This window comes from Melittangium boletus DSM 14713 (genome assembly GCF_002305855.1).
In the GTDB taxonomy this organism is placed as follows: Bacteria; Myxococcota; Myxococcia; order Myxococcales; family Myxococcaceae; genus Cystobacter; species Cystobacter boletus.
Window position 1 is genome coordinate 9,675,187 of the sequence record NZ_CP022163.1, and the last position, 12,627, is coordinate 9,687,813.

At 68.7% G+C, this 12,627-nt stretch carries 11 protein-coding genes; 2 read left to right on the forward strand and 9 right to left on the reverse strand.

The genetic code is table 11. From position 1 onward, the window contains the following. Window positions 1-8: 8 nt before the first annotated feature. Genes MEBOL_RS39850 through eno form a run of 3 tightly spaced genes read right to left on the reverse strand, consistent with a single transcriptional unit; the run spans window position 9 to window position 2,992 of the window. Window positions 9-878, reverse strand: coding sequence for a M23 family metallopeptidase (locus MEBOL_RS39850; protein ID WP_095982304.1), 870 nt, complete (start codon window positions 876-878; stop codon window positions 9-11). A gap of 2 nt (window positions 879-880) precedes the next feature. After that, window positions 881-1,669: a 5'/3'-nucleotidase SurE gene (gene surE / locus MEBOL_RS39855; protein WP_095982305.1), complete on the reverse strand. Its 789-nt coding sequence runs from the start codon at window positions 1,667-1,669 to the stop codon at window positions 881-883. Between the two features lie 27 nt (window positions 1,670-1,696). Next, window positions 1,697-2,992, reverse strand: coding sequence for a phosphopyruvate hydratase (gene eno / locus MEBOL_RS39860; protein WP_095982306.1), 1,296 nt, complete (start codon window positions 2,990-2,992; stop codon window positions 1,697-1,699). A 73-nt stretch (window positions 2,993-3,065) separates the two neighbouring features. On the opposite strand from eno, the gene MEBOL_RS39865 reads away from it, so the two are divergent. Then, on the forward strand, window positions 3,066-4,142 hold the full coding sequence (locus MEBOL_RS39865) for an ADP-ribosylglycohydrolase family protein (RefSeq protein ID WP_095982307.1): 1,077 nt from the start codon (window positions 3,066-3,068) through the stop codon (window positions 4,140-4,142). A gap of 12 nt (window positions 4,143-4,154) precedes the next feature. Here the strand turns inward: MEBOL_RS39865 and MEBOL_RS39870 are convergent, their stop codons facing one another. From MEBOL_RS39870 to MEBOL_RS39885, 4 genes are all read right to left on the reverse strand, one after another. After that, window positions 4,155-4,334, reverse strand: coding sequence for a hypothetical protein (locus MEBOL_RS39870; protein WP_095982308.1), 180 nt, complete (start codon window positions 4,332-4,334; stop codon window positions 4,155-4,157). Window positions 4,335-4,692: 358 nt separating this feature from the next. Continuing rightward, a complete protein-coding gene (locus MEBOL_RS39875) occupies window positions 4,693-5,118 on the reverse strand; it encodes a type II toxin-antitoxin system RatA family toxin (RefSeq protein ID WP_095982309.1) in 426 nt (141 codons plus the stop codon). A 27-nt stretch (window positions 5,119-5,145) separates the two neighbouring features. Next, window positions 5,146-6,111 (reverse strand): class II fructose-bisphosphatase, encoded by a 966-nt coding sequence (glpX, locus tag MEBOL_RS39880; RefSeq protein WP_095982310.1) that lies wholly within the window; start codon window positions 6,109-6,111, stop codon window positions 5,146-5,148. Window positions 6,112-6,156: 45 nt separating this feature from the next. Beyond that, window positions 6,157-6,558 (reverse strand): acyl-CoA thioesterase, encoded by a 402-nt coding sequence (locus MEBOL_RS39885; protein ID WP_095982311.1) that lies wholly within the window; start codon window positions 6,556-6,558, stop codon window positions 6,157-6,159. A gap of 98 nt (window positions 6,559-6,656) precedes the next feature. Here MEBOL_RS39885 and MEBOL_RS39890 point away from each other — a divergent pair, with 98 nt between their 5' ends. Further along, on the forward strand, window positions 6,657-8,279 hold the full coding sequence (locus MEBOL_RS39890; RefSeq protein ID WP_095982312.1) for an alkaline phosphatase family protein: 1,623 nt from the start codon (window positions 6,657-6,659) through the stop codon (window positions 8,277-8,279). Window positions 8,280-8,285: 6 nt separating this feature from the next. Here MEBOL_RS39890 and nadC read toward each other — a convergent pair whose 3' ends face one another. Both nadC and MEBOL_RS39900 read right to left on the reverse strand, forming a co-directional pair. Beyond that, window positions 8,286-9,128, reverse strand: a complete 843-nt coding sequence (gene nadC / locus MEBOL_RS39895) for a carboxylating nicotinate-nucleotide diphosphorylase (RefSeq protein WP_095982313.1) — start codon at window positions 9,126-9,128, stop codon at window positions 8,286-8,288. Window positions 9,129-9,150: 22 nt separating this feature from the next. Continuing rightward, window positions 9,151-12,570, reverse strand: a complete 3,420-nt coding sequence (locus tag MEBOL_RS39900; RefSeq protein ID WP_095982314.1) for a valine--tRNA ligase — start codon at window positions 12,568-12,570, stop codon at window positions 9,151-9,153. Window positions 12,571-12,627: the final 57 nt, after the last annotated feature.

Genomic DNA, 12,627 nt, shown 5'->3' on the forward strand with positions numbered 1-12,627 from the left:
TCGTGTGCTCACGACGCGGGCAGGGGGCCCAGGTAGTCGAGCGGATCCACCGGCTTGCCATCGACGCGCACCTCGAAGTGCAACTGGGGACCGCTCGTCTTTCCCGAGTCGCCCACGGTGGCGATGACCTGGGCGCGCCGCACCTTCTGGCCCGTGCGCACGCGCAGGTCGCGATTGTGCGCGTAGAGGGTGATGAGGTGCTCGGAGTGCCGCACGATGACGATGAGGCCGTAGCCCCGCTGTTCACCCGCGTACAACACCTCGCCCTCCTGGGCCGTCTTGACGGGCGTGCCCGTGGGCACCGCGAGATCGATTCCATCATGGGGCTCGCGCCCCTTCTTGCCGAAGCGGGCGTACAACACCCCGCGCAGGGGCCAGTCCAGCGTCCCCTTCGTTTCCGGCACGGGCCGGGCGGGAGCGGGCTTGGACGCGGTGGGCCGCGAGGAGGGACGGGAGGGCGAGGAGGCCACGGGGCGCGCCGCGGGGGCGGGCTTGGGCGCGGCGCGGGCGGGCGAGGACTCCGTGGCCACGGGCACCGGCCGGAGCTCGGCGTCCGGGATGATCAACTCCTGCCCCACGGACAGGGAGCGCGGATCATCGATGCCATTGGCCGAGGACAGGGCCTGCACGCTGACACCATGGTTGAGGGCGATGCGGTAGAGCGTCTCGCCCGGGGCCACCGTGTGCCGGAGGGCGACGAGTTCCGGCTCGGCATGGGGCTCGCGCAGCTCGCCGAGCACCAGGGGAGGACCGTCCGAGGGAAGCGCGGAGGAGCTGCCCAGCGCGGGGGACGTCAGTGCACAGCCGGCGGTGGAGGCGAGCAGCGCGATCAGCACGAGCCACGAGGGCCGCGCCTGACTGGCCGCCGCCCTCCGCAACCTCAATCCCCTCCCCTGCCCGAGCCCGGGTAGCCCTCGAGCGTCCACCCCTCCAAGGCCTGGAGGGCCTGGAGATCGGTGAGCTCGAAGTTGAGCGGGGTCACGGAGATGCGGCGATCGAAATGGACGGCATTGCAGTCACTGCCGGGCAAGTCCTCGTGCTGATAGGAGCTGCCGCCGATCCAGTAGTACTTGCGGCCGCGCGGATCTTCCTTCTCCACCACGTCATAGCCGTAGGAGTGACGGCCCAGGCGGGTGATGGCGTAGCCGGTGGGCTCGCCCTTGGGGATGTTGACGCTCAGGAGCATCCGCGGGGGCAGCTGGGGCTGGGCGAGCGCCGCGGCCACCAGCGAGCGGGCGAAGCGCGCCGCGTGCTGGAAGTCGAAGGGAGCGCGCGACACGAGGCTGAACGCGATGCTGGGGATGCCCAGCAGCGCCGCCTCGCGGGCGGCCGCCACCGTCCCCGAGTAGTTGACGTCATCGGCCAGATTGGCCCCGTGATTGATGCCGGACACCATGATTCGGGGCCGATCATCCTTCAGGAGGTGGTGGACCGCCAGATATGAGCAGTCCGCCGGGGTGCCATCCACGGCGAACCAGCGCTCGCGCACCGGGGTGATGCGCAGGGGGCGCCAGAGGGAGATGGCGTGGGAGGCCGCGCTCTGCTCGCGATCGGGCGCCACCACCCACACCTCCCCCAGGGGACTGACCGCCTCCACGAGAGCGAGCAAACCATCCGAGAAGTAGCCGTCGTCGTTGGAAACCAGGATTCGGGGTTTTTTGTCGGCCACGTCTCTCGCTCGCTCTCGTAGGGGGACTTACTTGGCCTGAAGGCCCTTGATCGACCGCATGCCCGCGTACCGGGCACCGGCGCCCAGCTCCTGCTCGATGCGCAGCAGCTGGTTGTACTTGGCCACGCGGTCCGAGCGCGAGGCCGAGCCCGTCTTGATCTGGCCACAGTCGAGCGCCACGGCCAGGTCGGCGATGGTGGTGTCCTCGGTCTCACCGGAGCGGTGGCTCATCACCGAGGTGTAGCCGGCCTTATGGGCCATGCGCACCGCGTCGAAGGTCTCCGTGAGGCTGCCGATCTGGTTGACCTTCACCAGGATGGAGTTGGCCACGCCGGCCTGGATGCCGCGGCCCAGACGCTCCACGTTGGTGACGAAGAGGTCATCGCCCACGAGCTGCAGCTTGTGGCCCAGCGCGTCGGTGATCTTCTTCCAGCCGTCCCAGTCGTCCTCGGCCATGCCGTCCTCGATGGAGACGATGGGGTAGCGCGAGGCGAGCTGCTGGTAGTAGTCGAGCAGGCCCGAGGCGTCGAACTCCTTGCCCTCGCCCTTGAGGTTGTACTTCTTGGTGCTCTTGTCGAAGAACTCGCTCGCGGCCACGTCCATGGCGAGGAACACCTGCTCACCGGCCTTGAAGCCCGCGGAGGAGATGGCCTCCATGATGAGCTTGAGCGCCTCCTCGTTGGCCGGGAGGTCCGGGGCATAGCCGCCCTCGTCACCCACGGCGGTGTTGAGCTTGCGGCCCTTGAGGATCTTCTTGAGCGCGTGGAAGATCTCCGCGCCCCAGCGCAGACCCTCGGAGAAGGAGGCGGCGCCGGCGGGCACCACCATGAACTCCTGCACGTCCACGCGGGTGTCGGCGTGGGCGCCACCGTTGAGGATGTTCATCAGCGGCACCGGCAGGGTGCGCGCCTGGGCCCCGCCCACGTAGCGGTAGAAGGGCAGACCGTGGGCATCCGCCGCGGCGCGCGCCGTGGCCATGGACACCGCGAGGATGGCGTTGGCGCCCAGCTTGCTCTTGGTGGGCGTGCCGTCCATCTCGATCATCTGCTGGTCCACGGCGTACTGGTCCGCCGCGTCCATGCCCACGAGCTCCGGGGCAATCGTCTCGGTGATGTTCTCGATGGCCTTGCGCACGCCCTTGCCGAGGTAGCGGCCCTTGTCCCCGTCACGAAGCTCGAGCGCCTCGTGCTCGCCGGTGGAAGCTCCCGAGGGAACCGCCGCACGGCCATGGGCTCCACCCGCCAGGAATACCTCGGCCTCCACGGTGGGGTTACCGCGAGAGTCGAGCACTTCACGCGCCACGATTTGAGCGATCTCAGTCATGGCGCGGGGTTCTAGAGGACAGGCTCGGGCCTCGCAAGCTTGCTCACGGGGTTGATACACTGCGCCCCCCTCCATGCCTCCGCGCCGACCCATCGCCCCTCCCGCTCCCGACCCCTACCCTCACTCTCGAGGTAGAGGCGCCCTGCTGGGCCTGGTGGTGGGAGACGCGCTGGGCTCGCCCCTCAAGGCTCGCAACCTCATCGCCCCGGTGTTCCCCACGCTCGCCGAGGGAGTGCACCGCGTCCTGCGCGCCGGGGGCCCCTTCGAGCTGAAGAAGGGCCAGGTGGGAGAGAGCGGTCAGATGGCGTGCTGCCTGGGCGTGGGCCTGCGCGAGCTGGGCACCTACGACGCGGACGCGCAACTGCGCCACTACCTGCGCTGGCAGCACCACGCCCAGGGGATGAGCCCCCACGTCGAGGACGTGATGACGGAGATGCTCGAGTCCCCGATGCCCAAGGTGACGGCGGCGCGCCGCCTGTGGATGAAGGGGGGGCGCAAGGCGGCGGGCAACGGCAGCCTCGGGCGCACCGCGCCCCTGGGCGTCTTCTTCCACCAGGATCAGGACTCGCGCCTGCGGGCCTCGTTCGCGGACTCGGCGCTCACCGACTTCGATCCGCGCTGCCAGCTCGCATGCGCCACGCTCAATGCCTCCATCGCGCACTCGCTCAACGCCGGTGAGGGGCTGACTCCCCAGGACCTCCTCCAAGCCACGCTGAGCGAACTGACCGTGGCGAGCGCGACCCTGGGCCGGGTGCTCCCGGACTTCGTGCAGGAGGTGTCCATGGCCACGGCGATGATCCGCGAGGACCTCGACGCGGCGCGGCAGGACGATCCGCAACTCTACTGGCCCGAGCTGCACATGCACCGCAAGCCCACGCTGGCGCGGGTGGCCTTCCGCCTGGCCTACTGGGAGCTGATGCACGCGCCCAGCTTCGAGACGGCGCTGGTGGATGTCATCAACCGGGGGGGAGACACGGACGTCAACGGGGCCGTCGCCGGAGCGCTGCTGGGCGCGTTCCACGGCGAGGAAGCCATTCCCACCGACTGGAGCCAGGGCGTGCTGGAGGCCCTGGGCCCGAGAGACGGTGCACTGTGGAATACCTACCACCCCCGGCAGTTGCTGACGCTGGCGCCGGAGCTGGAGGAATAGTTCCGCCGAGCCTCAGCCCAGCAGGTCGATGACGATGACGCCGCGCGGCGGCTTCTCGTCGTCCTCCGCGTCGGAGCGGCGGCGAGGGCGCTCGTCGGGACCCGGGAGGGGAATCTCCAGAACAGGACGCTCCCGTTCCTCCCGGTTCCGTTCCCGGCGCTTGATTTCCTCGATGATGAAGGCGTCGAGCATGGGTTCGGTCTCTCCCCTCAGCCTACGTACCGCAGCGTACTACCGCCACCCGACCGCTGGTATCCCACCATCCGCTGGGCTTCTGGATACACAAGATGCAAAGTAAGGGCCCTCGTTCCTTTCTGGAGACGGGCCAGCTCGCTGGCTCGCTTGCCTGTCCGCCACCCGACGATCGGGCCTGGCGGCACGCTCCAGTGACTCAGGGGTGTCCACCTCTGAATATGGGGAACGTTGACTTGATTGTAATCCAGCCGGGCGGCCCCGCAAGCGATGCCGTCACTCCCCGGAACTTCCTTCCCGGATGCCGGGGGCGGCGGGAGGGGCCTCGTCTCCCGCCTGCCCGCCGACGGTGCCGGGTTCAGAGGCTCTCGGCCCGCCGCTTGAAGGCGTCCAGCATCTTGGGCAGGGACGTCTCGGCCAGCTTGGTGACGATCGCCTTGGGCACGAGCGCGCCCAGGGCCATGTCCACCGTGTAGGTGGCCTTGGTGCGGCCCTCGCCGTCGGGCTCGAGCACCCAGCTGCCCTTGTTGTCCTTCATCACCTCGCCCTCGACGAAGGTCCAGGACATGCGCGTGGGCCGCTCCTCCTTGACGAGGATGGTGTAGTGGATGGTCTTGATGACATCCACCTCGTAGTGGACCTTGACCTCGTTGCCCTTGCGCTCCGAGGTCCAGATCTTCTTCACCTCGGGCAGGAACTCTCCGTACTTGTCGTAGTTCGTGATGACATCGAAGAGCTTGTCCGGGGGAGCGTTGATGACGATGGTGCGAGTGGCGCCAGCCATGATGCGTGGTCTCCGCGATGAGGGGTTCTAGAGGTTGTAGCCGGGCTTCTTGTCGAACTTGTGGCGGGATTGGATGAAGCGCACCGTCCCGGACTTGCTGCGCATCACCACGGAGTGCGTTTCGCACCCGCCACCGAAGAAGCGCACACCGCGAAGGAAGTCGCCAGTGGTAACGCCCGTGGCGGCGAACATCACGTCGCCACTGGCCAGCTCCTCGGCGGTGTAGATCTTCGAGATGTCGGTGATGCCCATGCGCCTGGCGCGGGCCACCTCGTCGTTGTTGCGCGGCACGAGCCGGCCCTGCATGTCGCCGCCCACCGAGCGCACGGCCGCCGCGGCGATGACGCCCTCGGGGGCGCCGCCCGTGCCCATGAGCACGTCCACGCCCGTGTCCTCGAAGCAGGTGGCGATGGCGCCCGCCACGTCCCCGTCCTCGATGAGGCGGATGCGCGCGCCCGCGGCCCGCACCTCCTTGATGAGCTCCACGTGCCGCTCGCGCTCGAGGATGACGACCGTGAGGTCCGCCACGTAGACCTTCATGCGCTCGGCGATGGCGCGCAGGTTCTCCGTGGGGGTGCGGCGCAGGTCGATGGCGCCCTTGGCCCGTTCGCCCACGGCGATCTTCTCCATGTACGTATCCGGCGCGTTGAGCAGCTTGCCCTTGTCCGCCATGGCCACGACGGAGATGCCGCCCGGACGGCCGTAGGCGCACAGGTTGGTGCCCTCGAGCGGATCCAACGCGATGTCCACCCCGGGGTCGTCCGCGTGGCGGCGGCCCACCTGCTCGCCGATGTAGAGCATGGGCGCCTCATCGCGCTCGCCCTCGCCGATGACGACGGTGCCGTTGATGTTCAGGGAGTCGAAGGCGCGACGCATCGCGTCCACGGCGGCCTGGTCCGACTCGTTCTTGCTGCCACGGCCCATCAGCCGGGCGGAGGCGATGGCCGCCATCTCGGTGACGCGCACGACCTCCATGGCCAGGTTGCGATCCATTGTGGGTGTCTCCTTCGGGAAAGAACGACGTGAAGCGGTAGGTCCTCAGGTGGCTTCCTGCAACAGCCGGACGAGCGCTTCTGGCAGGCGGGTGGGCTTTCCGTCGCGGCCCACGCAGGCATGCACGGTGCGTCCGGTGCTCAGCAACGACTCCGGCGCGCCCGCGCGCCGCACTTCATAGGAAAAGCTCAGCGACGCCCGCTTGAAATCGCTTACCCAGACGCGGACGACGAGCTCGTCGTCGTAGCGCGCGGGTGCCTTGTAGGCGGCGGCGACCTCGATCACGGGCAGCATGACCCCCTCTCGCTCCAGCTCGCGGTAACTGCCTCCCCGGGAGCGGAAGAACTCCCCTCGAGCGAACTCGAAGTAACGTAGATAATTGGCGTGGTACACGACCCCCATCTGGTCCGTGTCGCCGTAGATGACTCGGATGCGTGCTTCGACCATCGGTCCCGCCGACCGTAACAAGCGGGTGCCCGACCGGAAAGCACGAGGCGGCATGAGTTGGTTGCTTCTGAGCATGAGGCGTGACGGAGTAGCGCGTCATGCGCTTCTCTCGAGCCCTCGTTTCCCTGCTGCTGCTCACCGCCCTGCCCGCCTGGGCGAAGCCGCCCCGCCTGACGCTCTTCATCACCGTGGACGCGATGGGCACGGATCTCCTGTTGCGCCACCGGCCCCGCCTCCAGGGCGGCCTGGGCAAGCTGCTGGATTCGGGCGCCTTCTACCCCTACGCGCGCTATGCCTACGCCAAGCCGAGGACCGCACCCGGTCATGCCACGCTGGCCACCGGCGCCAACCCATGGCGCCACGGCATCGTGGACAACCGCGTCATCGACCGGGCCACGGGCAAGCCCGTGCGAGCCCTGCCGGACCCGGAGCACCCGGTGCTGGAGGCGCCCCTGTCCACGGATGACGTGAGCCCGGCCAATCTCCTGGCGGAGACGATCGCGGACCGGCTGCGGCTGGCCACCCAGGAGAAGGGGAAGGCCATCTCCCTGTCGGGCAAGCCCCGCTCGGCCATTCCGCTCGCGGGCCGGCTCGGGCAGGCCTACTGGTACGACGAGACGGTGGGCAAGTTCGTCACCGGCACCTGGTACATGAAGGAGCTGCCCGCCTGGCTCAAGACCTTCAACGCCTCCCAGCCGGCCGCGGCCTGGTTCAACAAGACGTGGGAGCCCCTGCGGCCCCGCTCCGAGTACACGGGCGAGGATGACCGGCCCTACGAGAGCGAGCCCGCCGGACTGGGCCGGGTCTTCCCCCACCCGCTCAACGGAGGCATGACGGCGCCCGGCCCCATGTCCTACAGCGCCCTCGCCATCTCCCCGCTGTCGTTCGACCTGGTGGTGAAGGCCGCCGGGGCCGCCATCGCCGGCGAGGGCCTGGGCAAGGACGACGTCCCCGACATGCTCGGGGTGAGCTTCAGCGCCACGGATCGCGTCTACCACCAGTACGGACCGAACTCCTGGGAGATGCAGGACACGATGTACCGGCTGGACAAGGCCGTGGGCGACCTGGTGGCGCTCGCCGAGCGGGCGGCGGGAGGCCGGGCCAACCTGCTGGTGGTGCTCTCCGCGGACCACGGCGGCGCGGCGGTGCCCGAGCAATGGACCGCCTCGGGCATGGACGCCCGGCGCGTGAATCCCTCCGTCCTCGCCCAGCAACTGACCGAGGTGCTGCGCAAGCAGTTCGGCGGCGACGTGACGGCCATCGCGGAGGAGACGGACGTGTACCTGGGTGGCCAGACGCTCGAGAGCGGCAAGGTGGACGGAGCGGCGGTGCGGCGCGCCGCGGCCGACTGGCTGAGGCAGCAGCCCGCCGTCTTCCTGGCGGTGGCGAGGGATGACCTCTACACGATGCCGGACACGGCGGGGCTCGCGATGCCCCTGCGGCGCGGCTACTACCCGGGGCGCAGCGGCGACGTGCTCTTCGTGGTGAAGCCCTTCCACGTCATCACCACGGACAGCGCCGGCACCAACCACGGCGCGCCCTACTCGTACGATCAACTGGTGCCCGTCATCTTCGCGGGCAAGGGCGTGAGACCGGGCACCTACCTGCGGGAGATCAGCACCACGGACGTGGCGCCCACCATGGCGGCGGTCCTGGAGATGAACCCTCCCGCCTCCGCCGAGGGCACGCCCCGCTTCGAGGCCATCGGTTCCGGCCTCTGACGGGACTCACGCCGTCTGGAGGATCTCCAGGGAGAGGTCCATGGCGCGCGCCGAGTGGGTGAGCGCCCCCATGGACACGAAGTCCACGCCGAGCTTCGCCAGCCGGGGCAGGCGCTCCAGGGTGATGCCACCGGAGACCTCGAGGGGAATCCGGCCGGCCGTCAGTTCCACCGCGCGGCGGATCCGCTCGTCATCCATGTTGTCGAGCATCACCACGTCCGCGCCTTCCTCGAGCGCCTCGGCGAGCTGATCGAGATTCGTGACCTCGATCTCGATCTTCACCAGTTGGGGGGCGTTGGCGCGGGCGCGACGGAGCGCTTCGCGGACCGACCCTCCCACGGCCGCGATGTGATTGTCCTTGATGAGGATGCCGTCGAAGAGGCCGAAGCGATGGTTGAAGGCACCGCCCGCCTTCACGGCCAGCTTGGACAGCGCGCGCATGCCCGGAGCCGTTTTCCGCGTGTCGAGGATGCGCAACCGGGTGCCGTGCACCGCGGTCATGACCTGACGCGCCATCGTGGCCATGCCCGAGGTGCGCTGGATGATGTTGAGGGCGGTGCGCTCGGCCGTGAGGAGCGCACGCAGACGGCCATGGAGCCGGGCCACGATCGACCCGGCCTCGACCTCCTGGCCATCGGCCGAGAGCAGCTCGATCCGGACATCGGGATCCACCCGCTGGAAGACCTGGACGAAGGCGTCCAGGCCCGCGAGCACGAGCCGCTCCTTGACGAGCAGCTCGGCCGAGCCCCGGGCGTCCACGGGGACGAGGGACTCGGTGGTGATGTCTCCCGCCGCCCCGAGGTCTTCATCGAGGGCGAGCGAGATGAGTCGATCCAGGAAGGCATCCATGCGCGTCGTTTCTCCCGTCGCTCTACCGCCGAGGCTTGGAGCCGCGAGCGGGCGACTTCTTCTTGGCGGCGGCCTTCTTCGCCGGTGCCTTCTTGGCGACAGCCTTCTTCGCTGGCGCCTTCTTGGCGGTGCCCTTCTTGGCCGGGGCCTTCTTCACCGGAGCCTTCTTGGCCGGGGCCTTCTTGCTCGCGGCGGCCTTCTTCACCGGAGCCTTCTTGGCAGCGCCCTTCTTGACCGGGGCCTTCTTGCTCGCGGCGGCCTTCTTCACCGGAGCCTTCTTGGCAGCGCCCTTCTTGACCGGGGCCTTCTTGCTCGCGGCGGCCTTCTTCACCGGAGCCTTCTTGGCCGCCTTGCCGCTGGAGCCGGTCTTGCGTGCGGGCCGAGCCGGGGCCTGTGTCTCCTCGCCCTGCTCTTCCGCGGTGAGCGCCTCCAACTCGGGCTCCTCGTCCTCCTCCTCGGCCAGGGCCTCCTGTTCCTCTAAGTCCGCTTGCGTCCGGGTGTTGACGGCGAGTGGCGCTTCGTAGGTATCCGCCCGCGTGGCGGAGATGTCGACGTCAGGCTCGGAGGTTCCGGTCTCGATGGTCTGCGTCCGGGCATCCACCTGCGACGGCTCGGGCGAGGGCGCGTGCTCTGGATCCGCGAGGTCCGGGACCTTCTGCTCGATAACGGGCTCGGGCGCGGGGGCGAGCCGGTCCAGGTTGTCGCGCAGCTTGGAGACGCGGGCTTCCAACTCCTCGACGCGGGCGCGGTCCTTCTCCACCACGTCCGGCGGGGCCTTGGCGACGAAGTTGGGGTTGTCCAGCTTGCGCTTGATGCCGCCCAGCTCCTGCTCGGAGCGCGTGATCTCCTTGCCCAGACGCTCGCGCTCGGCGTCCACGTCGATGAGGCCCGCGAGCGGAACGAAGATCTCCAACTGGGGACCCACGAAGGCCGCGGACAGGGACGGCTTGGCACCGGGCCCGGAGATGTTCAGCTCGCCGAGGCCCGCCAGCCGCGTGACATCGCCCCGCCACCGCTCGAGCAGCTCGCGGATGCGCGCATCCGGGCTCTGGATGATCGCGGTGATGCGGGCCGAGGGCGCCAGGTTGCTCTCGCCCCGGATGGTGCGCAGGCCCTCGATGGCGGTGATGACCGTGCCGATCTCCGCCTCGGCCGCGGCGTCCTCGAGCGACGTGTCCGGCTCGGGGAACGAGGCGATCATGATGGAGTCCGTCGGCCGCGCCATGGGCAGCTTCTGCCAGATCTCCTCGGTGACGAACGGCATGAACGGGTGGAGCAGGCGCAGGATGCGGTCCAGGCAGTACACGAGCACCGCGCGGGTGGTGTCCTTGGACTTCGCGTCCTCGCCATAGAGCGAGCCCTTGGCCAGCTCGATGTACCAGTCACAGAACTCGGACCAGAGGAACTGGTAGAGCGTGGAGGCGGCCTCGGCGAAGGCGAAGGCCTCCAGGGACGCGCGCGTCAGGGCGGTGGCGCGCTGCAGGCGCGAGAGGATCCACCGGTCCGCGAGGGTGAGCTCGCGCTCCTGGAGGGGCCGCGCGTCCAGGGAGAAGTCGCCCATGTTCATGAGGGCGAAGCGGCTGGCGTTCCACAGCTTGTTGGCGAAGGCCTTGTAGCCGGCCACGCGGTCCAGCGAGAGCTTGATGTCACGGCCCTGCTGGGTGAGCGACGCCAGGGTGAAGCGCAGCGCGTCGGCGCCGTGCGCGGGCATGCCCTGGGGGTACTTGTTGCGCAGGTTCTTGTTGAGCTGCTCGGGGGGCGCGCCCAGGATGATGTCGAGGGGATCGATCACGTTCCCCTTCGTCTTGGACATCTTCTCGCCCTTCTCATCGCGCACCATGGCGTGCAGGTAGATGGTGCGGAAGGGCACTTCCTTCATGAAGTGCAGGCCGAACATCATCATCCGGGCGACCCAGAAGAAGAGGATGTCGTGGCCCGTCTCCATGACGGAGTTCGGGTAGAAGGCCTTGAGCTCGGCGGTCTGCTCGGGCCAGCCCAGGGTGCTGAACGGCCACAGGCCCGAGGAGAACCACGTGTCGAGCACGTCCGGGTCCTGCTCGAGCTTGGAGCCCGAGCACTTCGTGCACTTCTCGGGCGGCGTGCGCGACACGATGGGCTCGGCGCGCGAGTAGTCGATGGCGCCCGTGGCCTCCAGGCGCGGGCTGCAGTCGGCGCAGTACCAGGCGGGGATCTGGTGGCCCCACCACAACTGGCGGCTGATGGTCCAGTCGTGGATGTTGCGCATCCAGTGGAAGTACGTGTTCGTCCACGACTCGGGGATGATCTTCGTGCGGCCCTGCTCCACCGCCTCGATGGCGGGCCTGGCCAGGGGTTCGATCTTCACGAACCACTGGGGAGACAGGCGCGGCTCCACCACGGTGCCACAGCGCTGGCAGCCGCCCACGGACAGCTTGTGCGGCTCCTCCTTCTCCAACACGCCCTGCTCGGTCAGATCCTCGAGCATCTTCTTGCGCGCGGCGAAGCGGTCCATGCCCGCGTAGGCGCTGCCCTCGAGGTTGATGCGCGCGGACTCATCCAGCACGGTGATCTGCTGCAGATTGTGGCGCAGGCCCGTCTGGTAGTCGTTGAAGTCATGGGCGGGCGTCACCTTCACCACGCCGGTGCCGAAGGCCGGATCCACCAGCTCGGCATCGGCGACGATGGGAATCTCCCGGCCGGTGAGCGGCAGCACGACGAACTGGCCCGCCAGTCCCTTGTAGCGCTCGTCCTCGGGGTGGATGGCCACCGCGGTGTCGCCGAGCATCGTCTCGGGGCGGGTGGTGGCGACGGTGAGCTTGCGGTCGCTGCCCTTGACCGGGTAGTGCAGGTGCCAGAGCGAGCCCTGCTTCTCCTCGTGCTCGACCTCCAGGTCGCTGAGCGCGGTATGGCACGAGGGGCACCAGTTGATGAGCTTCTGGGCCCGGTAGATGAGGCCCTCCTCGTACAGCCGCACGAACACCTCGCGCACGGCGGCCGAGACGCCTGGATCCATGGTGAAGCGCTCGCGGCTCCAGTCCAGACTCGCGCCGAGCACCTTCTGCTGCTCGTTGATGCGCTGGCCGTACTTGTTCTTCCACTCCCACACGCGCTCGAGGAACTTCTCGCGACCCAGATCGTGGCGGCTCTTCTTCTCCTTCTCCTTGAGCTCGCGCTCCACCACCATCTGCGTGGCGATGCCCGCGTGGTCCGTCCCCGGCACCCAGAGGGTGTTGAAGCCGCGCATGCGCTTCCAGCGCACGAGGATGTCCTGGATGGTGGCCGTGAGCGCATGGCCCAGGTGCAGGCTGCCTGTCACGTTGGGCGGAGGCAGCACGATGCTGAAGGAGGGCTTGTCCGCGGTGGCCTCCGCGCGGAAGTAGTTCCGCTCCATCCAGCAGGCATACCAACGGGCCTCGACCTCCGTGGGCTCGTAGGACTTCGGCAGTTCGGTCGTGTCGCTCATAGAAAAAAAGAGAACCGGCCCCCAGGGCCGGTGGAAGGACCGGCCCGACGAGGGCCG